Raw genomic sequence first — 23502 nt, 5'->3', positions numbered from 1 at the left:
TATATTGATACCCTTGTTTTTTTCTTATGAAAAATATGTTAAAGTCTTCATAGAGCATAAGATATCGTAACAAGGGAGGGGACTACGATCGATACAAGGGATATTTTGAATCGGGTAAAAACGGGAGAAATCTCGGTAGAAGAGGCAGAAGCTTATTTTCGAAAAGAACCATTTGAGGAAATGGGATTTGCAAAGCTGGATACCCATAGAGAGATCCGATCCGGTTACAGTGAGGTTGTATACTGCAGCGGAAAATCAGATGAGCATCTTGTGAAAATTTTTGAGAAGCTGTATGAAAAAAACGGCGAGGTCATGGGAACAAGGGCAGCAAAAGAGCAATATGAACTGGTAAAAGAACACTGTGAAAATGTAACATATGATCCGCTTTCCAAAATTCTGAAGATTGAAAAAGAAAAAGAGAAGATTGGAAATATTGTGGTATGCAGTGCGGGAACTGCTGATATCCCGGTTGCAGAAGAAGCTGCCCAGACAGCGGAGTTTTTCGGAAATGAGGTAACCAGATTATATGATGTCGGTGTAAGCGGCATTCACAGACTGTTATCTCACCTGGAAGAAGTTCAGAAAGCAAATTGCGTAATTGCTGTAGCTGGAATGGAAGGGGCTCTGGCAAGTGTGGTTGGCGGACTTGTAGATGTTCCGGTCATAGCGGTTCCGACCTCCATCGGTTATGGAGCAAGTTTTCACGGAGTTGCAGCCTTGCTTACGATGATCAATTCCTGTGCAAATGGAATTGCAACTGTGAATATCGATAATGGCTACGGAGCCGGATATCTTGCTTCGCAGATCAACAGATTGGGGGAGAGAAAGAGATGAAACAGACCGCAGAAGAAAAAGAATTAATTTTACGGAAATATTTAAGAGATTTGGGAAGCGTTGTTGTGGCATTTTCCAGTGGAGTGGATTCCACTTATCTTTTAAAGGTTGCGCATGAAGAATTAGGAGATAAGGCGATTGCTGCAACTGCCAGATCATGTTCTTTTCCTGTACGTGAATTAAAAGAAGCAGAGCAATTCTGCAGCGAAAACGGAATCCGTCATATAATTTGTGAATCTGAAGAACTTGAGATTGAAGGATTTAAGCATAATCCGAAAAACCGTTGTTATTTATGCAAACGCGAGTTATTTGAAAAATTACTTGGAGTTGCAGAAAAAGAACAAATTCAGGCTGTTGTTGAAGGATCCAATATGGATGACAACGGTGATTACAGACCCGGCTTGATTGCAATTGATGAGCTTGGAATAAAAAGTCCTCTTCGCCATGCCGAAATGACCAAGAATGACATCCGTGAACGTTCAAAGGCTCTTGGGCTGAAAACATGGGATAAACAATCTTTTGCATGCCTTTCTTCAAGATTCGTGTATGGAGAGGAAATCACCGAAGAAAAGCTGCATATGGTAGATCAGGCAGAGCAGCTTTTACTGGATATGGGATTTCATCAGGTGAGAGTACGAATTCATGGCACAATTGCAAGAATTGAGGTTCTTCCGGACGAGTTTTCCAATTTGATCAAAAAGGAAAACTGCCAGAAGATCGTAAAGGAATTTAAAGCATATGGCTTTACCTATGTGACGATGGATTTGCAGGGATATCGAATGGGAAGTATGAATGAGACATTAGGTGAATAACTTTTCATGTCATGCTACTCATCTTTCAGTGACTGGCTGTCGACAAATTCGTATTGGGAAAGCCAGCCGCCAAGATTGAGACCATTGTGAAAATTTTCATATAACATAATTGCAGCTCCTTTGAATCTTTTATTTTTTTAGTATACGGGTAATTGAAGGATGAAAATATATCAGAAATTAGAGATTTTTACTATGACATTTCAGACATGCTTCAGAAAATCAACACATATGTAATCCCGGATAAAAACCAGATCAAACGAAAGGTGGATGAGATTATGGGAGGAAAGGTATTACAACTGAAATCGGAACAACTTTTAGCTGAGGGCAGATCCGAAGGGGAGAATCTTTTAGGAAAGCTGATCACCTATCTGATCGCACATGGTTTAAATGATGAGGTGCAGCTTGCCGCAGCTGATGAAAAAGCCCGAAAAGAAATGTATAAGAAATATGGAATTGATAAGTGACATGTAACCAACTATTCAGAACCCCGCACGTTACAAGCTATTTACCTTAAAATTTAAAATTCCCTCTTGATTTTTAAAACAAAAAGGACTATAACAGCATTGGAACGAGAGAAACGAAACGCCATTTGGTTAATGACATTCCGCAAACATCCCTGTGTTCTTAATTTGTAGCATGGAGGAAAAGACAAATGAATACTTTAAAAGCGCAAAAAAGAGACATGGAAACCAAGGCAAAGAAACTCAGAAGAGAAGGTTATGTAACTGGTAATCTTTTCGGAAAAGAGATCGAGGGCTCAATTCTTCTGAAGATTGAGAAGAGAGAGGCTGAGAGAATTCAACGTGAATGCATGAAAGGCAGTCAGATCATGCTGGATGTTGAAGGTAAGAAATATGATGTTCTGATCAAAGAATTAGATTATGATCCACTGAAGAGAGCAATTATCGAGATGGATTTTCAGGCTTTAGTCAGTGGCGAGAAAGTACATTCTGTTGCTGAGATCGTTCTTCATAACAAAGAGAAGGTTATGGAAGGTGTTCTGGAGCAGATGCTTGAGGAGATTTCCTACAAGGCACTTCCAGAAGATCTGGTTGACAAGATTGATATCGATTGCAGTGACTTAAGACTGGGTGACAGTATTAAGGTCAGCGATCTGGATCTTGCAAAGAACAAGAATGTAGATATCCAGACACATCTGGATGCAACAATTGTCAGCGTTATCGCATCTCATAATGATACAGAAGATGAAGATGCAGATGAAGATGGCGCAGCTGCTGAGGCATAATCAGTGGCTTGATTAACAGAATGATAAGCAAAGAGGCAGGTTTTTCAGATTGGAAAACCTGCCTTTTTCCATAGTGAGTAGATAAAGGCATAACAAGTAGAAGGGAAGAAAACAGATATGCAGATCAGTTTATTGCTTATGGAGCAGATCGCAGAATTATTTTTGATGATTCTCATGGGTTATATCATCGTGAAGACCGGGATCGTAAAGGATGAGGACAGTAAGGTTATTTCAAAAATTGTATTATACCTGATTATCCCTTGTGTGATCATCAATGCGTTTCAGGTGGACTATACGCCGGAAACGGTGCGGGGACTGCTTTTGGCACTGGCAGCCTCGGTGCTGCTACAGGTGCTTTTGCTTCTGGTCGTATGGGGAATGGGAAAGGTGCTGAAATTGAATGAGGTGGAGACTGCCTCTATTTATTATTCAAATTCAGGCAATCTGATTGTTCCACTGGTAACCTATATTCTTGGAAAGGAATGGGTATTGTATGGCTGTGTATTTATGAGTGTGCAGCTTGTATTTTTGTGGACACATTGCAGAGGAATACTAAGCAGGGAAGAGAAAATGGATTGGAAAAAAATTCTGTGCAATATCAATATGATCTCTATTTTCATAGGCGTAATTCTTTTCTTTACGAGAATCCGTCTTCCGGAGATTGTCGGAGATACGTTAAGTGCAGTTGGCAGTATGATCGGACCGGCAAGCATGATCGTGACAGGAATGCTTTTTGCAGGAATGAATTTAAAAGCTGTTTTTTTGAACAAAAAAGTCTATTTTGTTACATTGCTCCGGCTGATTGTAATTCCGGTAATTGCCCTTGTTTTATTAAAAGTAAGTGGAATGATTACATGGCACACAGATGCATGGAATATCCTTCTTGTAGTATTTCTTGCAGTGATCACACCATCGGCTTCTACGGTGACGCAGATGTGTCAGGTTTATGGCAATGATTCACAGTATGCCAGCGCGATTAACGTTATGACAACACTTCTTGCGATTGTTACGATGCCGCTTATGGTACTCTGCTATCAGGTACTGTTTTAGCGCCGGTTTCACAGACGGTTCTCTCTTTACTTTAGCGTGATAATTTGGTAATATGGTAAACACATAGAACGATACAAACGGAGGAATCATATGAAAAGAGCAATTGCGGTTTTATTAGTGGCTGCCATGGCATTTGGAATGACTGCCTGTGGAAGCAAAAACAGTGGAAATAACGGTGGAAGTACCGAGGCTGGTAAGGGCGATGGTACGGTATATGCAGTAGAGGCAGGATCGGCAGGAGAAGAGGCTGCAAAGGAGAACGGATTCCAGTATAATTCCGTTTCTTCTCAGGCAGATGCGCTGATGGAAGTAAAATCAGGCACATCAGACGCAGCAATTATTGATCTTCTTATGGCTGGTGCGATGATCGGTGAGGGAACCAGTTATCCGGATCTGACTTATACAGATAAACTGACAACAGAGGAGTATGGAGTTGGCTGCAGAAAGGGTTCTGATCTTGCATCCTATATCAATCAGGTGTTTGCGGAATCTTATGCAGATGGAACCATGCAGGACATCGCAAAGAAATATGGTGTTCAGGAGGCTCTTCTGGAACAGGATGCAGATGTAAAATTCGAGCAGTCTGACAGTGACAGCGATGTAGATTATATTAAGAACAAAGGAAAACTGGTTGTAGGAATTACCGAATTTGAGCCAATGGATTACAAAGATGGCGATGAATGGGTCGGTTTTGATGCAGATATGGCAAGACTGGTTGCAGAGAAGCTTGGAGTAGAAGCTGACTTTGTTGTCATTGACTGGGATAATAAAGTAATGGAACTGGATGCAAAGAGCATTGATGTAGTATGGAATGGTATGACACTTACCAATGAAGTTACTTCCGCAATGGAATGCACAAATGCTTATTGCAATAATGCACAGGTTGTAGTGAAACCACAGGAGAAATAACATGTTTTGGACAGTTACACAGTCGTTGCTTGGTGGACTGGCAACGACTTTTGAGATATTTATTCTGACACTCATATTTGCACTGCCACTTGGTTTAGTGCTGGCATTTGGACTTTTGAGCAGATTCCGCCCGTTGAGGAGTCTGGTTCAGGTGCTTGTATGGATTATTCGCGGTACTCCGCTTATGCTGCAGCTGATTATCATTTTTTACGGACCGGGCCTGTGGCTGGGGAGAACCATCTGGAGTGGCAATGAAGCAGGGCGTATCACGGCTACAGTTGTTGCATTCGTGATCAATTATGCCTGCTATTTTTCCGTCATTTTCAGAGGCGGGATTGAAGGTGTTCCGGCTGGACAAAGAGAGGCCGGACAGGTGCTTGGTATGACAAAACGCCAGATCTTTTTTAAGATTACACTGCTTCAGATGATCAAGAGAGTTGTTCCACCAATGTCGAATGAGATCATTACTCTGGTAAAAGATACGTCTCTGGCGCGTATTATTGCTGCGTATGAGCTGACTTTTGCCGGTGCGGCATTTATGAAATCCGACGGACTGACCTGGCCGCTTTTCTATACTGGCGTATTTTATCTGGTTTTTGTCGGATTACTTACATTGCTGTTCAACTATATTGAACGCAGACTGGATTACTTTAAGTAGGAGGATGACATGGCAATCTTAGAGGTAACACATATCGGAAAACATTTTGGCAAGACCAATGTATTAAAGGATGTCAGCTTCTCCATGGAAGAAGGAACTGCGCTTGCAATCATCGGCTCATCCGGTTCCGGAAAGACAACGCTTCTGCGATGCCTCAATTTCCTGGAGACTCCGGATTGCGGACAGATCTGCGTAAATGGAGAAACATTATTTGATGCTGGAAAAAGTGAGAAGGATAAGGACGAGGAGCTTCGCAAAAAACGTCTTCATTTTGGAATGGTATTTCAGTCATTCAATCTTTTCCCGCAGTATACGGCACTTGAAAATGTAACTTTGGCAGAACGTCTGCTTGCACAGGAAAGAGCTGATTTTAAACAGAACAAAAAGGCGATTCTGGAAGAGATTGATGCACATGGAAAAGAACTTCTGGCACGAATGGGACTTGCTGAGCGTATGGATCATTATCCGCATCAGCTTTCCGGAGGCCAGCAGCAGCGTGTCGCAATTGCCCGTGCACTTGCACTCAAACCGGATATTCTCTGCTTTGATGAACCAACTTCTGCATTGGACCCGGAATTGACCGGTGAAGTGCTTAAGGTAATTCGTTCACTTGCGGAACAGAAGACTACGATGATCATTGTTACACATGAGATGGCTTTTGCAAGAGATGTAGCAGATCAGGTAATCTTTATGGATGATGGTGTGATCGTGGAACAGGGTGATCCACATGAGGTGATCGATCATCCGAAGGAAGAACGTACAAAACAGTTTTTGACAAGATATGCACAGGGATAGAACTGAGAGATCAGGGTACAAAGCCAATCACTGGAGGAATTGATTTATGTATAAGAAATTGGGGAATCTGCTTAAGGATGCAATGAAAAAAGCAATCGATGAGCAGGAAGTGATGGGGGTTAATTTCCTTGTCAGGAGAGGAAATGACGAAATCGTATATTGTGAGGAAGGGTTCTCAGACCGTGAAGCAGGAAGAAAACTGAACAGAGATACCATTTTTCGCATGTATTCCATGACAAAACCTGTTACATCCGCAGCGGCGATGATACTTCTGGAACGTGGAATGTTAGAATTATATCAGCCGGTAGCAGATATTCTGCCGGCATTTGCAAAGCAGAAAGTGTGCAGGGATGGACAACTTATGACACCGGAGAGACCGATGTTCATAAATGATCTGTTGTCCATGACATCCGGGCTGGTGTATCCGGATGAGCAGACGATAGCTGGTCTGGCAGTGGGACAGGTGTACGCGGAAGCGGAGAAACGTCTGGATTCAGAAAATCCGATGTCAACATTGGAGTTTGCAGACCGTCTGGCAGCATGTCCGTTAGCATATACACCGGGAAGTTCCTGGCAGTATGGAACATCTGCTGACGTACTCGGGGCTGTGATCGAGGTGGTTTCCGGAAAGAAATTTTCACAATTTCTGGAGGAAGAGATTTTTCAGCCACTTGGCATGAACGACACTGCTTTCTGGGTTCCTGAGGAAAAACAGGAAAGACTTGCAACAGCTTATGAAACAGTGGGGCAGGGGCAGGATAAGAAGATGATCCGCTATGAAGGCAATAATCTTGCAATCCGAAATGACATGAAAAAGGCATCGGCTTATGAAGCAGGAGGCGCAGGACTTGCCTCTACATTGGACGATTATATGAAGTTTGCACGTATGCTGCAAAATGGCGGATGTGGAAATGGTGAGCAGATCCTGCATACAAAAACCGTTCAGTTTATGACATCGCAGAGCCTGCTTCCGCACCAGCAGATGATGATGGATCAGTGGATCGGTCTTGACGGTTTTACATATGGCAATCTGATGAGAAGATGCGTGATCCCGGAGCGTCACAGGAATCTGTGTGCATCTGGCGAGTACGGCTGGGATGGATGGCTCGGCATGTATTTTGCCAATTTCCCGAATGAGGATCTGACGGTTCTGATGGGTACACAGAAAAAGGATTCGGGGACATTCAGTCTGACGAGAAAGCTGAGAAATATCACGCTTGGTGAACTTTTATAGTCTTTGGTATGACAAAATCCGGGCCATGGGGGATGGTCCGGATCTATAAAGGAGTTATGAAAAAGATTATGAAAAAATTATTGTTTATGTCCTTTCGACATTATTTATAATACTGGGAGAATGTGAAAAAAGCGTGTTTAAAAGATTAACAATGTATGAAAGAAGGCAGTGATCATGTGGAAGATCAAACAGATTTTTGATGGAGAATATGGATGTGAGGAACGGCAGCCTGGAGAAAAGCAAAAATGTCTGGTTACGCTTGAAAATGAAACTGGTGCTAAAAGACAGCTCAATGTTGAAGATGAATGGCTGACGGCACAGGGACTGGATGAGGGAAGTATCTGGCCGGTGCAGTCATCCGATCCATACTGATCTGGAACTGATTACGGAAAAAATTGTAAAACATCACATAAATGTCGTTTGTTATAGGAAAAATCTATGACAAACGGCATTTTTTATGTATTATACAGATGGAGCATTTTCTGTTTAGAATAGTGATAACAAATCAACACAGATTCTGGATAAAGGAGAATGCACACTATGAAAACATCTGTTATTGGGTTTCCGAGAGTCGGAGCTCTCAGAGAATTAAAGTTTACGACCGAAAAATATTTTAAAAAGCAGATCACAGAGGAAGAACTGCAGAATACAGCGAAGGACTTAAGAAAAAAACACTGGGGACTGTTAAAAACAGCTGGAATCGACAGCATTCCATGTAATGACTTTTCCTTCTATGATGGATTACTGGATACCGCATATGCGCTTGGTGTGATCCCGAAAAGATACCGTGCGCTTCAGGCGTCTCCACTGGATACATATTTTGCAATGGCCAGAGGACATCAGGCAGCAGACGGCGATGTAAAAGCGCTTGCCATGAAAAAATGGTTTAATACCAACTATCATTACATTGTTCCGGAATTTGAAGATGATGCCCGAATTGCGTTTGACGGAAGCAAGGTATTTTCTGAGTGGGAAGAGGCAAAAGCACTTGGAATCAATGCAAAGCCGGTTTTCGCAGGTCCATATACATTTTTAAAACTGGCAAGAACCGTTGGAAACAGAGATAAGGCTTCCTATGTGGATGAACTGGTTGCTGCATACAGCACATTTTTGCAGGAAGCAGACAAACGCGGTATAGACTGGGTGCAGTTTGATGAGCCATGCCTCGTGCAGGATGTAACCGAAGCTGACAGGGCATGTTTCCTTCAGATGTACAAGGAACTCCTTTTCAGAAAAGGCAGCGTGAAGGTTTTACTTCAGACCTATTTCGGAGATGTAAGGGATGTTTACAAGGATCTGACAGCACTTGATGTTGACGGAATCGGACTGGATTTTATAGAGGGTGTACAGACTGCAGATCTTGTGGCAAAGAATGGTTTCCCGGCAGATAAGATCTTATTTGCAGGACTCGTCAACGGTAAGAATATCTGGAAAAATCATTATGAAAAAACATTAAAAACACTCAGTGGATTAAAAGCGGCTGGAATCAACACGGTGTTAAGTACATCATGTTCTCTGCTTCATGTTCCGTTTACACTGGCAAACGAGACAAAACTTTCCACCGATTATACAAAATATTTTGCTTTTGCTGTGGAAAAACTGAAAGAACTTCATGAACTTGGTGGATTAGCAGACTGGAAAGATTATGAATCAAGTCCGGAATATCAGGAAAATAAGGCATTATTTGAAGCTGACCGCAAATGCAGGAACCCGGCAGTTACTGAGCGTGTGGCAAAAATCCGGAAATCAGATTATGAGCGTCTGCCAAAGAGAACCGAGAGACAGGCACTTCAGAAAAAAGAACTTCATCTTCCACTTTTCCCGACAACTACGATCGGTTCCTTCCCTCAGACCAAAGAGGTAAAGGCCAACCGTGCGGCATGGAAAAAGGGCGAGATCACAAATGAGCAATATGTAAAGTTCAATCAGGATAAGATTGCAGAGTGCGTAAAACTGCAGGAAGAGATTGGTCTGGATGTTCTTGTTCACGGGGAATATGAAAGAAATGATATGGTAGAGTATTTTGGAGAATCTCTGGATGGATATCTGTTTACAGAGAAAGCATGGGTGCAGTCCTATGGAACAAGATGCGTAAAACCGCCAATCATCTGGGGCGATGTTTCCAGAAAAAATCCGATCACGGTATCCTGGTCTGTGTATGCACAGTCACTTACAGACCATCCGATGAAAGGTATGCTTACCGGTCCGGTTACCATCTTTAACTGGTCATTCCCGAGAGAAGATATTGCACCGGAAACATCCGTTACACAGATTGCACTTGCCATCCGTGATGAAGTATTAGATCTTGAGAAAAATGGAATCCGCGTGATCCAGATTGACGAGGCTGCATTAAGAGAAAAACTTCCGCTTCGCAAATCCGACTGGAACAGTAAGTATCTGGATTGGGCAATCCCGGCGTTTGGCCTTGTACACAGCGGAGTAAAAGCGGATACACAGATACATACGCATATGTGCTATAGTGAGTTTACAGATATTATTCCTGCAATTGATCAGATGGATGCTGACGTAATTACTTTTGAGGCTTCCCGTTCGGATCTGCTGATCCTTGATGCACTGCGCGAGAACCATTTTGAGACAGAAGTCGGACCAGGTGTATATGATATTCACTCTCCACGTGTTCCTTCCGTTCAGGAGATCGTGGATGCCCTGCATAAAATGCTTCATAAGATTGAGCCGGATAAACTCTGGGTTAACCCGGACTGTGGACTTAAAACCCGTGGAGAAAGCGAGACAAAAGCAAGCCTTCAGAATCTGGTTCAGGCAGCACAGATCATCCGCGAAGAAAACTAGAGGCAGCATTTACTTTTGGAAACACTGGTATTATAATGAGGTCGGAAAAACAAACGGAATGAAAAGGAGCGTGGTTTTATGGCTACATTATTTCCGAGAGAAGAAAAAGCAGAACTGTTATTTGACCGGATTCTGGAGAATCCAAGGGCATGCAGGAGACTTATGGATACCTTTTATGAGGCGCTGAATACCGGTGAGGATGACATCGAGGGAGGACTGTCGGCAGAACAGTTTACCTGTGGGCTGCTCAGGGCGTATAAAGAGCGGGATCTTTCCTCTTTCCTTATGACAATCTGCGGAAACAGTATGTTTGATCTTTTACGGAATGCATTTCTTGCACCGTTTCGTTTCAACCAGGATGGAAAGCCGAATCCGATCCTGCTGACCGATGACGATGGAAAGCTTTTGCATAATACGCCGGTTAAGGTCAGTGGAAAGGACTATGAGCGTTTTCAGGCTGTGTATACAAAAGAAGGAAAAAGCAGAATGTATCTTGCGTATGGTTATCGTAAGAAACACAGTTATGACGAAGACACCATGGAAGTCGTGGAAGAGAAGATGGGAGCCCATATCGGTGTGCTCATGATCTATGAACTTCCGGACACGGTCAAAAAACAGGAGACCGAGGCTCAGGCATATGCTGAGGTATGGAATATCATGATGAAGCTTCAGGAGAAACTGCCGAGATCTCTGGTGTACTATGGACAGGATGCATTGGAGGATAAGGGAGAAAAGTACGATGAGCTTGGCGTATTTCTTCCAATCCATAAATTTTACAAGCTGCTCGAGAAAAGTATTGAAGAAGCCGACCGCATTATAAAGGAAAGCTGATAAAAAAGCATGTTCCGATGGAAACAGATTCATCGGAACATGCTTTTTTGTTATAGGATCAGAGGACAAAAGGTGGCTTTTATTTCGAAACCGGGCAAATTGCATAAAACAGTGCCTATTATGTTCCATTGTCCGAAAATAAGAAAATCAGCCGCTGTTTTGTGCAATTTGCTGGCCATTAAGATGAATGCCACCTTTTACCCTCTGATCTTTATAGAAAACTACTCTGTAATTTTTGCAATCACGTACAGTAACGGAACATCTTATCTGTAACCATCCGGGCAAAAATCAGTCCCATCGGCAGGGAAACTATAATCAGGATCGCGGATGCAAACCAGGAGCCTGAGATTCCAAGCGACATGATTCCAAGGTTATAGATTGCGCGGTACAGATAAAGGCCGGGAACCATAATAACAATGGATGGAACCGTGATCGAAATACGCGGATATCCGACTTTTCGCTTGATCAGGGAAGCAAAAAGTCCGGCACAGAAAGCACCGAGAAAAGCGGCGACTGCGGGCGGAAAACCGACGAGATCATAAAGTTCCAGTCTCAGTGTATTGGAGATGGCTCCAATGATTGCTGCGACAGCAGCAAGACGGACGGGACTGTTGAACATGACAGAGAATCCGAATACACCACAGAAGCTTGCAATCAGCCTGAAAATAATCAAAGCGGCCGTGCTCAGGTGAAGCGGCAGAAAGTCTACCGGCTGTAGCTTTAACAGGAGCGCAATGATCCAGGCAGTCAGTGTGGCTACGCAGATAATGATCAGGGAATAAGCAAGCCGTTCCAGACCAGAGCGCATATCCAGTTTGGCCAGATCAATACCGCTTGTGATAAACGGAAATCCCGGAATGATAAAAAGCATCGCGCAGATATATCCCGCCTCATGCTGTGGAGAGATGTGAAACAGGAAAATTCCGGCTTTAAAAAAGATATCGTATACCAGACAGGCCATGGACACGGAGGCTGCAATGCAGAAAAACAGGGTAAAATGGTGTTTCCCAAGTTTGGTCCGGATTGTATTTCCGACACCGGCACCAAGAAATGCAAGGAGCATTTCCACAGGACCGCCACCAAGTAAAAAGGTAAATGCGCCACAGGCTAAAGCTGCTGCAAGTCCAAGAAGGAGTGGCGAGTAAAGACCATGTACCTGTTCAATGTGATCCAGCTGGGAATGCAGTTCCTCACCGGAAAGCATGGTTCCCTTTTGCGGAAAATCATTGATAAAATGTTCCAGACGGTTGAGCTTGGATGTATTTACACTTGTGGATACAAGACACAGCGTCTGGGAAAAGCATGCTTCACCGTCAAAACAGGTATAATTTAATGAGGTGAGCCCAATGTCTACAGAGCAGGTGATTCCAAGAGCCTTGGAAAGTGTATTCATGGAACTGCGGACTCTCCAGGCACCGGTTCCGCAGGAAAGGAGCATAAGCCCGGTCCGGCCGATGAAAGAAGCTTTTTCCTTTAAAGGAGCATCCTTCATTGGGCAGTTGGTCATCTGGTCCACATAGTCATGCCAGGAAATATCCATATGATTTTTTTCGGTAAATTCTGTTGCCATACGACAACACTTCCTTCCATATTCAGATAAATTCATTTGTTGGGAACAGTATAGTCCTTTCCTCATGGAAGAACAAGAGGAAGGGACTTTTATAATGCACAAAAACATTGTATAATTGAGAAAAAGTTTCAGTAAAATAATTCCTGAAACAGGAAATCAGGAGGGAAGAGATGGACGTAAGACAGATGAGAAATGAAGTGCTTGGAAAACGTGTAGTACAGGCACTGGAATCCAGAAATATGGAGGCTTATTACGTAGAGACAAAGGAAGAGGCGGTAAAGAAAGCACTGGAGCTGATCCAGAAAGGAAGCACGATATCCATGGGTGGAGCGGCTTCCGTAAAGGAATGCGGACTTTATGATGCAGTTTCAAACGGAGATTATGTATTTTATGACAGAGACCGTGTCAATACGCAGGAGGAGAAAGAAGAGATTGCACTCAGGGCTTTTTCGGCAGACTGGTTTTTAGGAAGCGTGAATGCCATGAGTGAAAATGGTGTGTTCATTAATATCGATGGCAATGCAAACCGTGTGGCTGCCTATGCCTATGGACCAAAGAATGTGCTTTTGATCGTGGGAATGAATAAGATCGTAAAAACAGAGGCAGACGCGATGAGCAGGGCAAGAAATGAGGCTGCACCAATTAATGCACAGCGTTTTGGCATTGATACACCATGCTCTAAGAATGGAACCTGCTTTGACTGCAAGAGCCCACAGTGTATCTGCTGTCAGATACTGACGACAAGGTTCAGCCGCATAAAAGGCCGTTTTAAGATTATTCTGGTAGACGAGAACCTCGGCTTTTAAAAACGTCATATTCTGTCGGTATTTGTCGATGACTTTTAACCCCTGTGCAATTGATTTTGCACAGGGGTTTTACTACAATAAAATACATGAGAAAATTTGTAAAATACTGGATATGCATGATGGTCGGAATCATGCTTTTTGTGACGTTTCCAGTCGATGGAGACAGCAGAAATGAGAAGACATTTCAGCCGGAAAAAGTACTTCCGGAGCTTATCATAGGGAGTGATGATTATGAACCATATAATTATCAGGATGAAGACGGAAAACCAGCGGGAATTGATGTGGAGATTGCTGTCGAAGCGTGCCGGCGTATGGGATATGCGCCGGTATTTAAAAAGATTCCATGGGAACAGAAAAATGACTATCTTGAAAGTGGAAAAGTAGACTGCCTCTGGGGGGGTTTTACCATGACGGGAAGGGAGAACGAGTATGACTGGGCAGGACCGTATCTGCACAGCAGCCAGGTCATTGTTGTTGCAAAAGACAGTGACATCTGGACATTACAGGATCTTGCTGGAAAGCGTATTTCTGTCCAGGCAACGAGTAAGCCGGAGGAAGTTCTGCTGGACGGAGATGATCCTGAAATCCCGGAAATTGGAACGGTTTACAGCATGTCAACAATGGAGGAACTGTACGCGAGCCTTCGGAAAGAATATACAGATGCCATTGCAGGACATAAAAGTGCGCTGAATACGTTCGTGCAGTCAGATCCGAATGCATATCGCATGTTAGATCAGAGTCTGTATATTTCAGAGCTTGGAGTAGCATTTCAAAAGGGTACAAATACCAAACTTGCAGAGAAACTGACGGACACGTTACGGGAAATGCGGACAGATGGAACGATGCAGACGATCCTGCAAAAATATGGCCTCGAAAGTGACATGATCGTGGAGGAAACAGAACCATGAAGCAATTTCAAAAAACGGTCCTGATTCCGCTAATGATTGCGCTTCTTCTTTTTGTGACCGGATATAAAGTATTTACCTGTTATGATCTTGCAAGAATGCACCATGTACAGCTGGAGACATATGCATTTGTACAGGAGCGTGTAGCAAGATACGATGCATATAAGGAAAATGACGAGGTAAAAAGTCTGTACCGTCTTCTCGATAAGACAACCGAACTGTGCCAGAAACTGGAAGAAGAGACTTATTGTTGGGAAGAAATGATTCCAGATTATTTGTATGATCAGAGACTGAGTGGAATCCTGATTCTGGATGGAAACATGGATTGTGCATACCAGACAGGAGAGATGGATGATGCGTATACGTTCTGGAGTGATCTGATCCAAAGTAATGTGGTACGGGATATTCTGCAATATCCAAAGAAAACTTATATGACCCGTATCGAAAAGGATGGTAATGACTATGATTTTACAGCTGTGGCAAGAAAAGATGCCCCTGGCATTGTCATTGCCTATGAAAGAAAACGGATTCCGGATGGAAAAAACGGAGACATCGCAATTGGAACGCTGTTTCAGGGATTTACCTTTGAACTGGGAGGTGTAGTAGTCGTCACAGATGGCGTGAATGTGCTGAGTTCCAACGATGAAACGCTTCAGGACAGATCTGTTGAAGAATGCAGAACGTTATATAAAGGGAGGTTTACGCCCGATGCGAATAGCCTGGTCCGCCTGAAAGCTGAGAGCGGACGCTGGTATGGCGGCAGAAAAAAAATAAAAAATTATCAGATCTATGTGTTTTTTCCACGTTCTGAGGTGTTTTCATTCCGAAATAAAATACTTGTTGCGGGAGAGGGATTGTATGCATTTGGCTGTATGGGATTTTTGCTGTTTCGAGACCGGCTGATCCGTGAAAACATGCAGCAGCTGAAGGAAGCAGCCCAGCAGGCAGAGTGCGCCAATATAGCGAAAACGGATTTCCTTCGGAGAATGAGCCATGATGTACGCACACCGATCAATGGAATCCAGGGAATGGTTGAAATATGCAGGCATTATATGGACGACCACAAAAAGCAGGAAGAATGTCTTGATAAAATTGTTTCTGCGTCCGGTTTTCTGCTTGATCTGGTGAATGATGTGCTGGATATGAATAAACTGGAATCCGGGGAAATCCATCTTGAGAACAAGCCATTTGATCTTCTGACCCTTTTGACCGATGTGGATAATCTTCTGGACATTCAGGCACGGGAGAACGGTGTGGAATTTATCAAATTAAAACCGGAATTGATACATACACATTATATCGGAAGTTCGCTGCATCTGCGCCAGATCCTGCAGAATATCGGAACCAATGCAATCAAATACAATCATGAAAATGGATGGGTATCCGTCGGATGTAAAGAACTTTATTCGGATGGAGAAACGGCAATGATTGAACTGACCTGTGAAGACAATGGAAAAGGAATGAGCGAGGAATTCCAGGTGCATGCATTTGAACCATTTGCCCAGGAAGACAGCAGCGTACGGACAGCATACTCCGGAACTGGTCTGGGACTTGCCATTACAAAGAAGCTGGTCGATCAGCTTGGAGGAACCATTCGTTTTCAAAGTGAACCTGGAAAAGGAACGACATTTACGATCACACTTCCATTGGAGATTGACAGCCAGAACCAGCAGGAAAAAACGCAGCCGGATCAAATGGAATCCATACAGGGACTTCATATCCTTCTGGTAGAAGATAATGACTTGAATATGGAAATTCTGAGATTCATTCTGGAAAAACACGGGGCAATGGTCACCGGAGCATGGAACGGGAAAGAAGCGGTAGAACAGATACGAAATACAGAGCCGTGGACATTTGATATTGTGTTTATGGATATTCGGATGCCTGTGATGAATGGGCTTGAAGCGGTACATGAGATCCGGAGCATGAACAGAAAAGACGCAAAGGCGCTTCCGGTCATTGCCATGAGCGCCAATGCGTTTTCAGATGATATTGAGCGAAGCCTGAAAGCCGGCATGAATGCACATGTATCCAAGCCTCTGGATGCACAGATGATGATTCAGGCAATCAATGAGAACCGCCTCAGATAAAACCGGGAAACTGGTTACCAGATGCCATGTTTTTTCCGCGCTTTATAGTACAGCTCGTTATCCATAGCCATAACTTTTTCAATCGGAACAGCTTTCAATACAGGCATTTTCATACGGTATTTTGTCCAGAAAAATGCATAAATACCAAGAGCTATGATCGTAATTCCTGTGATCAGCCAGATCATCAGTCTTTCGTGAGGATCGGTTGAGATATAGAAGATCATATATGAGGTTCCGATGATTCCGATGAGCGGGAACAGCGGACCACAAGGGACTTTAAAGCTTCTCGGTGCTTTTGGCATTTTTTTACGGAGGATCAGTACATCTATGTGTGCAAAAATGTATGTAATCATCCAGAAAACGGAACCGACAAGAATCAGAAACTCAATCATATCAGAAGAACCGTCACTGATATAGGCAAATACAAACATGGATACCGAAATAGAGATGACTCCAAAGAATGGAACGCCATGTTTATTGGTTTTTGCAAAAATCTGAGGCAGCATGTTCATTTTTGCCATGCCCTGACCAATGTAAGCAAGTCCGTTGACACCGGAGTTCTGCGTACTGATAACGGCGAGTGCAGCAACGAGTGCCATCCAGATCTTTCCGTATTTTCCAAGAAGAAGTTCTCCGTAAAGCATATGTGGTGCAGCAGAGTTTGCAAGTTCTGTCCATGGGGTGTAATGATAAAATCCAAGCACCATGATCGACTGCATGATCAGGATAATGATCAGACCGAGGCACATGCCAAGTGGTACATTTTTTTTCGCATTTTTGACCTGACTGGAGATTGGAATTGCAAATTCAGCTCCGATAAATAGCCAGAATGCAACTGCGGTCATGGAGATGACCTGCGACGGACTTGTTGCCATATTGGCAGGCTGGGTTACAACCTGACCGGTTCCAAGTTTAAAGACTCCGATCAGTCCCATGACAACCATGGAGCCAACCAGAAGAAAAGCGACCAGATCCTGGAGCTTGGCAAACATGTCAACTCCTCTTAGGTTCGCAACCATGACGATGATCATCATGACTGCCGTGTATACAATACTTGGGATCGGCAGTGGAATAACCTGTGACATCGCATATGCAAAGATGGAGGCTTCAACACCGGCAGACAGGATATTGCAGATCAGATAGCCGCCGACCATGGATACGATCGTAGGAAGTGGTCCCATGCAGGCTAATGTATATTGCGCAAGACCGCCGGTTATATTGGGCATCAATGCGTTTAATTCAGATAAAGAACCGATTGTGGTCAGGTTCAAAAGACAGGCCACGACCATGGCTCCGATAAATACGATTCCGACTTCACCAGCACCCTGACCGAGTGAGACCAGACAGCTGGTTGCGATTACAAGACCTACAGAAGTGGATATAACACTTCCGAGTCCTAATTTTTTCTCTTCCATAAGCAGCCTCCTACAGTGCGTCTGCACCTTCATCGCCGGTACGTACTTTAATTACGTTATCCAGGGAGTATACAAAGATCTTACCGTCTCCGATGTGACCGGTATATAAGATCTGTTTGACGGCTTCGACGATTTCCCGCACTTTGCTGGTTTCAACCACAAGGCTGATCTGTTGTTTCGGAAGAAGGACGAATTCCTCGTTTTCCTCCACGGCATATTCTGCAGAACCTTTCTGAATTCCGCATCCCATAACCTGTGTTACTGTCATTCCTCTTACTCCGAGGTGGCTGAGTTCCTTCTGAAGTTCTGTAAATTTGGCAAAACTTGTTATGATTTCGATTTTTGATAGACCTGTAGCCATAGTGTGTCCTCCTTTTTTATACATTTGCCATATATCTCTGATAATTTTCCGGTGTAAGCCCCGTAAAACTTTTAAATTCTTTTACCATGTGAGACTGATCGTAATAACCGCTTTCCTGTGCCATATCATAAAAAGCCATATCCTTGTGAAGTGCCATTTCTTCGAGTGTGTTCTGGAAGCGTACGATCTTTTCAAAGGTTTTTGGACTGATGCCGTGCATCTCATGAAATGCCCTGCGCACATAACATTCCGAATATCCGGTGTCCTGTGAGATTTCTTTGATGGACACAGTTCCTTTCGTCTCATAAATTCTGTTTCTTATATATGCCTCAATGCCTTCTTTGGAATTTGGGGATGACTGTGACTGACGGGCATCCGCAAGCACCTTATGGATCATTGCTGCACGTTCTTTCATGCTCTCTGTATGAGAGAGCTGCTCATCAATATCTGCACCATATGCAGTGGATGGAATCTCGATGTCGGTGTTGATGATATCTCCGATCGAAATACCTTTTGGAAGAATACACTGTCCAGGCTGGAAACGTATGCCAAAATACATACGGTTCTTTTCAAAAGGCCAGTATTTCATCTTTAAGACGGTTCCACCAAGAAAACAGTGGACGTCGTTTTCTCCGATTGCATACAGAAGATCTACGCAGCCATCGGGCACAGCGTTTATGGGCTGTGCCGCGGGTTCCTCCTCAAAAGCATAATACTCAAAAATATGGCTGCTTTTTGCACGCATACTCTGATATCCTTTTGCGTTTTTCTGTACATATGGCTGCAGTAGATTCATAAATAGCACCTCTTATGCCATGTCAGGTTTGTCCCACAGCGGAAGAGTTACGCCGATTCCTTTTGCAAGTGCATTTTTGTATACTTCATGTCCCCATGCAATATCTTCAACCGGCATACCGCCCACGGAAAAGATAATGATTTCATCATCACTTTCACGACCGACATGCTTTCCTGTGATAATGTCAGAGATGTCGATAATATCTTCGCGTTTTGCCAGACCATCATGTACGAGATCGGTGAAAAGTGAACCGACGATACATACGGTATCGTAAGTCGGATACGGATATTCTTCCTCCCATGCTTCATACAGACTGTAGTTGTCTACGACCATTTTTGTCCGTTTTGCAACAAATTCCTTACTGTCGAATCTTGCTGCGGATGGCATGGAGATGAGAGCACCTTTTTTCACCCATTCCTCTTTGATCTCAGGGAATGTGGAAACATCGTTCAATACGGTTGTGGTAAAACTGATAATATCGCTGTCCCGGATTGCTTCTTCATTGTCCTTGCAGACAATGATCTCTTTTAACTGTGGAAATTCTGATTTTGCCCATGAAACAAAGTCGTCTAAGGATTTGGCACCTCTGCCTTTTACCTTGAGTGTTTCCAGGTTCGGACATACAGCCATGAATGCGGCAAGAGAGGTCTTGCCCATGACACCAGGTCCGATGATGGATACGACTTTGGAGTCTTTTCTTGCAAGATATCTTGCGCCGACTCCTGGAATTCCACCGGTCCGGTATGAGCTGACCAGGTTGGCGGACATCAGTGCGAGTGGAGCTCCGGTATCTTTGTCGTTTAACATCATCATAAGGATAGAACGTGGAAGTCCTTTTGCCTTGTTTTCGATGTTTGAACCATACCATTTCATACCTGCTAACTGGTGCTTGCCACCGAGGTAGGCAGGCATTGCCATGAATCTGCGGTCAGGTCCGTTCTTTGGCATGCCCGGGAATTTCGGGTCATCCGGGAACATGATCATGCATCCGTGAGAATTGTGGTTTTCACCGCCCATCATATAGTCTCCTTTATTTAAGGTGACCAGAAGGTCCTCCATGCAGTCCACACACTTGCTCATATCCTTGACACCGGCTTTTATCATATCCGGCTCGGAGAGGTAGAGAAAATCAATTTTTGTATCCATAGTTAAGTCCTCCTTTACAGATCTGTAAAAGAGAAAAAAGGCGCCAGATGCTTTTGCATCTGACGCCTTCGTCCTCTTTAATTTACCATATTTTATTTGGTAATTCAAGTATAATTCTTTATTATATTAACGCATCCTATCGTTTATGTATTGTAAAAAACGATATTGACTTTATTTTTATTTGTTTGGCATAAAACGGTTTGGAGCAAGTGCACTCAGGTCTACAACTGTTTTTTCTCCATGAACCATCTGTGAAAGCATGAGGCCGACTGCAGGAGCTGTTCCAAATCCGTGTCCGGTAAATCCGCATGCAACGATCAGTCCTTCGGCATCCAGACAAGGTCCGATGAATGGAACTCCGTCGAAAGCATTGTCTAACCATCCACACCAGCTGCGTACAACTTTGGCATCCTTCAGACATGGAACATAGTCCATAACGGCACGACAGCTTGCGGAAAGTGTCATGGAGTTGGTATATAATTTGGAAGGATCGTCCATGTCGGTTACTTCTTCGTATCCACATTCGGAACCGAATACGAAAGAGCCGTGATGTGCCTGATGACCATAGAAGTCAGCGGCAGCAGTACCAAGCATGATATCAAACATATGTGGCTGCATCTCGGTTACAAACATCTCGTCGATCAGTCGTGTCATTGGAAGATCTACACCGACAGTTCTTGCAATTGCGCGGCTTTCATATCCGGCGGCAAGAATGACCTGTTCTCCTTCAAAGACAGTTCCGTCTATCAGAATGACCTGACGTACTTTTCCGCGTATTTTTTTCAGGGAAGCGACTTTGGCATCCGTATAATAGGAAACACCAAGCTCCAGGGAACGTTTATAATAACCTAATGTTGTGGTCAGTGGATTGGCGTGACCATCGGTTGGACACCAGCTTGCACCGATGATTTCTTTGGAAAGGTAAGGGCAGATCTCCTGTACTTCTTTGGCATCTACCATTTCAACACCGAGACCGACTTTTTTGGCATTGTCGGCAAGTGTCTGTAATTTCTTCAGATGAGCCTCTGTTTTGCCAAGGCGTAAGTTGCCTTTCTGGGTATATTCAACATCGACGCCGAGTTCCTCAGAAAGTGTCGGCCACAGGTGCTCGATTCCGTACATTGCATAAGGAAGTTCTCTGACATCACGGCCGGACTGACGTACACCGCCGCCGTTACGGCAGCTTCCACCATGACCGATGCTTTTGGTGGACTCCAGCACGATTACATTTTTTGTTCCGGATTTTGCAAGGTAGTAGGCTGCGGCACATCCGACGATACCGCCGCCAATAATGATCACATCTGCTGTTTTATTCATGCTTGCCACCCTGATCCTTTCCTAAAATCTCCATTTCAATAGGTCTCATTGGTGCTCTCGCAGAAGCTGGTTCTACATAATCAGGAGCCTCTTTTAATTCGGCAGCCATAATGGATTTGACCAGTCTGCTGCAGGTCTGTCCCTGACAGAGTCCCATTCCGTTTCTTAAATATCTGCGCATTTCCTCGATCGTGAAAATGCCTTCGTGGACAGCGCGGCGGATTTCACCTTTTGTGACTTCTTCACATCTGCATACCAATAAGCCGTCGTCTGCACCAGGAACAAAAGGTCCGATTTCGTCTAATTTCTGTCTGATATCAATCATAATGAAGCCTCCTTTTTCGCTCTGTAGAAACGAGCTTTCATAAGCATGTCATTTGGAACTTTGATGGTAAGAAGGTTGGTGTGGTCAAAAGCAGGACTCGTACGTACTTTGGTAACTTCACATTCACAGACTTCTTTTCCGTTTCGGCCGCAGGCGATTCCTTTATCCCCGGCTTTTGGGAGCGGCATGAATTCATATGGCATGGTAACTTCTCCATATCCAGGTTCTACATCTTCTTCGACAAGGAAGATCGCCTGACCGGAGCAGCTTGCAACGCACATACCGCAGCCGATACATTCGTGTTCATTGTCAACGACCGGAAGAGAGGTGATATTCTTTCCGATGGTGATACATCCACGTTTGCAGGCATCCTGACAAGGGTTACATGGGATATTCTGTGTACATTCCATAACCGGATGGATCTTTCTTTGTCTGGTAACACCAGGGAAACGGCCGATCTCATCATCATCAACGAAGCCGTTCGTGAGAAGGTTCTGGGAGATATCGATGCCCTCCTCTGTTTTTTCAATTTTCTTCCCACGGTTGCATGGAGCAAACATACCCTGGCGGAGAGTATCCAGCTGGGTTTCCAGCTCTTTGATGCGTGCTTCTTTTTCGGCTTCCTCCGTAAATCCGAGGTATTCAGCAATCGTGATACCACTGATACGTCCTTCGATCATTGCGGAACTTGCTTCTTCAATACCGGATACATCGCCGGCAGCATAGATTCCAGGGACGCTCGTCTGACCTTCTTCGTCACAATCCGGGACAAAACCGCCTCTGGTATCTTTCATTTTGCATCCTGCCTGATCCAGAAGCTGTGACATTGGAGATAAGCCGACTGCAAGGCAGATCGTATCAACATCAAAGTGTTTTTCTGTACCTGGAATGACCTTCCAGTCTGGTCCGACCTGTCCGATTGTGACACCGGTTACATATTCATCGCCTTCCGCTTCCACGATCGTGTGTGACAGATAGAATGGAACTCCGCATCTTGCAACTTTTGCTGCGTGTACTCCATATCCGCCGATTCGTGGTGCTGCATCGCAGAGTGCTACGACTTCACATCCTGCCTGCATCAGCTGGAAACTTACAACAAGCCCAACGTTTCCGGAGCCAAGCATCAGAACTTTTTTGCCAGGAAGAATATGGTGCAGGTTCATCATGGTCTGGGCAGCTCCGGCACCGATGACGCCTGGAAGTGTCCAGCCTTTGAAATTTACCATATTCTCAGATGCTCCGGTTGCGATCAGAATGCTGTCGCCTTTGAAGTGTTTCACCTCACCTGCGATACGGACGGTGACTTCTTTATCCGGATACAATCCGACGACAGTTGCGTTTAAGACAACATCGACACCGTATTTCTCTGCTTCGGCAAGAAGTTCTTCACCAATTTTGAAGCCTCTGATCCTGGCTTTATGTTCTTTGGAACCAAAAAATTTATGGATCTGTTTAAAAAGCTGGCCGCCTGGTCTTGCATTTTCATCAAATACGATTGGTTTTACACCATGTTTTGCTGCTTCGATCGCTGCGGAAAGTCCTGCAGGACCTGCACCGACAACGATCATATCATAACGTTTTACTTCCATAT

At 44.0% G+C, this 23502-nt stretch carries 22 protein-coding genes and 1 pseudogene; 15 read left to right on the top strand and 8 right to left on the bottom strand.

Features of this window, described 5'->3' with window-relative positions; translation table 11 throughout:
* Positions 1 to 87 precede the first annotated feature (87 nt).
* The 12 genes and pseudogenes from larB (at position 88) to FYJ75_RS07835 (ending at position 11180) form a co-directional block, all read left to right on the top strand.
* Positions 88 to 834, top strand: coding sequence for a nickel pincer cofactor biosynthesis protein LarB (gene larB / locus FYJ75_RS07890; RefSeq protein WP_328596893.1), 747 nt, complete (start codon positions 88 to 90; stop codon positions 832 to 834).
* Positions 831 to 1646 (top strand): ATP-dependent sacrificial sulfur transferase LarE, encoded by an 816-nt coding sequence (gene larE / locus FYJ75_RS07885; protein WP_154429912.1) that lies wholly within the window; start codon positions 831 to 833, stop codon positions 1644 to 1646. The genes larB and larE overlap by 4 nt, the downstream gene beginning before the upstream one ends.
* Before the next feature lie 206 nt (positions 1647 to 1852).
* A complete protein-coding gene (locus FYJ75_RS07880) occupies positions 1853 to 2110 on the top strand; it encodes a hypothetical protein (protein ID WP_154429911.1) in 258 nt (85 codons plus the stop codon).
* A gap of 188 nt (positions 2111 to 2298) precedes the next feature.
* Positions 2299 to 2892 carry a 50S ribosomal protein L25 gene (locus FYJ75_RS07875; RefSeq protein WP_154429910.1) on the top strand — a complete coding sequence of 198 codons (594 nt, stop codon included), beginning with the start codon at positions 2299 to 2301 and terminating at the stop codon, positions 2890 to 2892.
* A 117-nt stretch (positions 2893 to 3009) separates the two neighbouring features.
* Positions 3010 to 3942, top strand: coding sequence for an AEC family transporter (locus FYJ75_RS07870; protein ID WP_154429909.1), 933 nt, complete (start codon positions 3010 to 3012; stop codon positions 3940 to 3942).
* A 588-nt stretch (positions 3943 to 4530) separates the two neighbouring features.
* Positions 4531 to 4848, top strand: a pseudogene (locus FYJ75_RS14840) (transporter substrate-binding domain-containing protein); the annotation flags it as partial.
* Positions 4849 to 4852: 4 nt separating this feature from the next.
* Positions 4853 to 5509 (top strand): amino acid ABC transporter permease, encoded by a 657-nt coding sequence (locus FYJ75_RS07860; protein ID WP_154429907.1) that lies wholly within the window; start codon positions 4853 to 4855, stop codon positions 5507 to 5509.
* A 9-nt stretch (positions 5510 to 5518) separates the two neighbouring features.
* Positions 5519 to 6304, top strand: a complete 786-nt coding sequence (locus tag FYJ75_RS07855; protein WP_154429906.1) for an amino acid ABC transporter ATP-binding protein — start codon at positions 5519 to 5521, stop codon at positions 6302 to 6304.
* Between the two features lie 46 nt (positions 6305 to 6350).
* A complete protein-coding gene (locus tag FYJ75_RS07850; RefSeq protein WP_154429905.1) occupies positions 6351 to 7538 on the top strand; it encodes a serine hydrolase domain-containing protein in 1188 nt (395 codons plus the stop codon).
* Between the two features lie 174 nt (positions 7539 to 7712).
* Positions 7713 to 7910: a hypothetical protein gene (locus tag FYJ75_RS07845; RefSeq protein WP_154429904.1), complete on the top strand. Its 198-nt coding sequence runs from the start codon at positions 7713 to 7715 to the stop codon at positions 7908 to 7910.
* 168 nt (positions 7911 to 8078) lie between these two features.
* The gene (metE, locus tag FYJ75_RS07840; protein ID WP_154429903.1) at positions 8079 to 10349 is read left to right on the top strand and encodes a 5-methyltetrahydropteroyltriglutamate--homocysteine S-methyltransferase; all 2271 of its coding nucleotides are present in this window, start codon (positions 8079 to 8081) and stop codon (positions 10347 to 10349) included.
* 78 nt (positions 10350 to 10427) lie between these two features.
* On the top strand, positions 10428 to 11180 hold the full coding sequence (locus tag FYJ75_RS07835) for a DUF4866 domain-containing protein (RefSeq protein WP_154429902.1): 753 nt from the start codon (positions 10428 to 10430) through the stop codon (positions 11178 to 11180).
* Between the two features lie 241 nt (positions 11181 to 11421).
* On the opposite strand, the gene FYJ75_RS07830 is transcribed toward FYJ75_RS07835, so the two are convergent.
* Entirely contained in the window at positions 11422 to 12750 is a 1329-nt protein-coding gene (locus tag FYJ75_RS07830; protein WP_154429901.1) for a threonine/serine exporter family protein, read from the bottom strand.
* 170 nt (positions 12751 to 12920) lie between these two features.
* Between FYJ75_RS07830 and FYJ75_RS07825 the strand changes: the two genes are divergently transcribed.
* The 3 genes from FYJ75_RS07825 (at position 12921) to FYJ75_RS07815 (ending at position 16551) form a co-directional block, all read left to right on the top strand.
* Positions 12921 to 13556 carry a lactate utilization protein gene (locus FYJ75_RS07825; protein WP_154429900.1) on the top strand — a complete coding sequence of 212 codons (636 nt, stop codon included), beginning with the start codon at positions 12921 to 12923 and terminating at the stop codon, positions 13554 to 13556.
* 86 nt (positions 13557 to 13642) lie between these two features.
* Positions 13643 to 14464 (top strand): substrate-binding periplasmic protein, encoded by an 822-nt coding sequence (locus FYJ75_RS07820; protein WP_235907038.1) that lies wholly within the window; start codon positions 13643 to 13645, stop codon positions 14462 to 14464.
* The gene (locus tag FYJ75_RS07815; protein ID WP_154429899.1) at positions 14461 to 16551 is read left to right on the top strand and encodes an ATP-binding protein; all 2091 of its coding nucleotides are present in this window, start codon (positions 14461 to 14463) and stop codon (positions 16549 to 16551) included. The genes FYJ75_RS07820 and FYJ75_RS07815 overlap by 4 nt, the downstream gene beginning before the upstream one ends.
* Positions 16552 to 16565: 14 nt before the next feature.
* On the opposite strand, the gene FYJ75_RS07810 is transcribed toward FYJ75_RS07815, so the two are convergent.
* From FYJ75_RS07810 to FYJ75_RS07780, 7 genes are all read right to left on the bottom strand, one after another.
* Positions 16566 to 17966: an APC family permease gene (locus tag FYJ75_RS07810; protein WP_195838970.1), complete on the bottom strand. Its 1401-nt coding sequence runs from the start codon at positions 17964 to 17966 to the stop codon at positions 16566 to 16568.
* 10 nt (positions 17967 to 17976) lie between these two features.
* Positions 17977 to 18327 (bottom strand): P-II family nitrogen regulator, encoded by a 351-nt coding sequence (locus FYJ75_RS07805; RefSeq protein WP_195838969.1) that lies wholly within the window; start codon positions 18325 to 18327, stop codon positions 17977 to 17979.
* Between the two features lie 16 nt (positions 18328 to 18343).
* Positions 18344 to 19123, bottom strand: a complete 780-nt coding sequence (locus FYJ75_RS07800; protein ID WP_154429896.1) for a helix-turn-helix domain-containing protein — start codon at positions 19121 to 19123, stop codon at positions 18344 to 18346.
* Positions 19124 to 19135: 12 nt separating this feature from the next.
* The gene (locus FYJ75_RS07795) at positions 19136 to 20269 is read right to left on the bottom strand and encodes a tyramine oxidase subunit B (protein ID WP_154429895.1); all 1134 of its coding nucleotides are present in this window, start codon (positions 20267 to 20269) and stop codon (positions 19136 to 19138) included.
* Positions 20270 to 20446: 177 nt separating this feature from the next.
* Positions 20447 to 21586, bottom strand: coding sequence for an NAD(P)/FAD-dependent oxidoreductase (locus tag FYJ75_RS07790; protein ID WP_154429894.1), 1140 nt, complete (start codon positions 21584 to 21586; stop codon positions 20447 to 20449).
* Positions 21579 to 21911, bottom strand: a complete 333-nt coding sequence (locus tag FYJ75_RS07785; RefSeq protein WP_154429893.1) for a (2Fe-2S)-binding protein — start codon at positions 21909 to 21911, stop codon at positions 21579 to 21581. The genes FYJ75_RS07790 and FYJ75_RS07785 overlap by 8 nt, the downstream gene beginning before the upstream one ends.
* Positions 21908 to 23500, bottom strand: coding sequence for an FAD-dependent oxidoreductase (locus FYJ75_RS07780; protein WP_154429892.1), 1593 nt, complete (start codon positions 23498 to 23500; stop codon positions 21908 to 21910). The genes FYJ75_RS07785 and FYJ75_RS07780 overlap by 4 nt, the downstream gene beginning before the upstream one ends.
* Positions 23501 to 23502: the final 2 nt, after the last annotated feature.

Source organism: Roseburia porci (assembly GCF_009695765.1).
Taxonomy (GTDB): Bacteria; Bacillota; Clostridia; order Lachnospirales; family Lachnospiraceae; genus Roseburia; species Roseburia porci.
This window is presented reverse-complemented; position numbering and strand designations above follow the sequence as displayed.

Excerpts from the sequence above, each read along its gene's own strand:
- FYJ75_RS07805 (WP_195838969.1), bottom strand. The coding sequence starts at position 18,327 with ATGGCTACAGGTCTATCAAAAATCGAAATCATAACAAGTTTTGCCAAA.
- FYJ75_RS07870 (WP_154429909.1), top strand. The coding sequence starts at position 3,010 with ATGCAGATCAGTTTATTGCTTATGGAGCAGATCGCAGAATTATTTTTG.
- FYJ75_RS07845 (WP_154429904.1), top strand. The coding sequence starts at position 7,713 with ATGTGGAAGATCAAACAGATTTTTGATGGAGAATATGGATGTGAGGAA.
- FYJ75_RS07810 (WP_195838970.1), bottom strand. The coding sequence starts at position 17,966 with ATGGAAGAGAAAAAATTAGGACTCGGAAGTGTTATATCCACTTCTGTA.
- FYJ75_RS07800 (WP_154429896.1), bottom strand. The coding sequence starts at position 19,123 with ATGAATCTACTGCAGCCATATGTACAGAAAAACGCAAAAGGATATCAG.
- larE (WP_154429912.1), top strand. The coding sequence starts at position 831 with ATGAAACAGACCGCAGAAGAAAAAGAATTAATTTTACGGAAATATTTA.
- FYJ75_RS07855 (WP_154429906.1), top strand. The coding sequence starts at position 5,519 with ATGGCAATCTTAGAGGTAACACATATCGGAAAACATTTTGGCAAGACC.
- FYJ75_RS07795 (WP_154429895.1), bottom strand. The coding sequence starts at position 20,269 with ATGGATACAAAAATTGATTTTCTCTACCTCTCCGAGCCGGATATGATA.
- metE (WP_154429903.1), top strand. The coding sequence starts at position 8,079 with ATGAAAACATCTGTTATTGGGTTTCCGAGAGTCGGAGCTCTCAGAGAA.
- FYJ75_RS07850 (WP_154429905.1), top strand. The coding sequence starts at position 6,351 with ATGTATAAGAAATTGGGGAATCTGCTTAAGGATGCAATGAAAAAAGCA.
- FYJ75_RS07820 (WP_235907038.1), top strand. The coding sequence starts at position 13,643 with ATGAGAAAATTTGTAAAATACTGGATATGCATGATGGTCGGAATCATG.
- FYJ75_RS07875 (WP_154429910.1), top strand. The coding sequence starts at position 2,299 with ATGAATACTTTAAAAGCGCAAAAAAGAGACATGGAAACCAAGGCAAAG.
- FYJ75_RS07790 (WP_154429894.1), bottom strand. The coding sequence starts at position 21,586 with ATGAATAAAACAGCAGATGTGATCATTATTGGCGGCGGTATCGTCGGA.
- FYJ75_RS07825 (WP_154429900.1), top strand. The coding sequence starts at position 12,921 with ATGGACGTAAGACAGATGAGAAATGAAGTGCTTGGAAAACGTGTAGTA.
- FYJ75_RS07785 (WP_154429893.1), bottom strand. The coding sequence starts at position 21,911 with ATGATTGATATCAGACAGAAATTAGACGAAATCGGACCTTTTGTTCCT.
- FYJ75_RS07780 (WP_154429892.1), bottom strand. The coding sequence starts at position 23,500 with ATGGAAGTAAAACGTTATGATATGATCGTTGTCGGTGCAGGTCCTGCA.
- FYJ75_RS07860 (WP_154429907.1), top strand. The coding sequence starts at position 4,853 with ATGTTTTGGACAGTTACACAGTCGTTGCTTGGTGGACTGGCAACGACT.
- FYJ75_RS07835 (WP_154429902.1), top strand. The coding sequence starts at position 10,428 with ATGGCTACATTATTTCCGAGAGAAGAAAAAGCAGAACTGTTATTTGAC.
- FYJ75_RS07880 (WP_154429911.1), top strand. The coding sequence starts at position 1,853 with ATGCTTCAGAAAATCAACACATATGTAATCCCGGATAAAAACCAGATC.
- FYJ75_RS07830 (WP_154429901.1), bottom strand. The coding sequence starts at position 12,750 with ATGGCAACAGAATTTACCGAAAAAAATCATATGGATATTTCCTGGCAT.
- FYJ75_RS07815 (WP_154429899.1), top strand. The coding sequence starts at position 14,461 with ATGAAGCAATTTCAAAAAACGGTCCTGATTCCGCTAATGATTGCGCTT.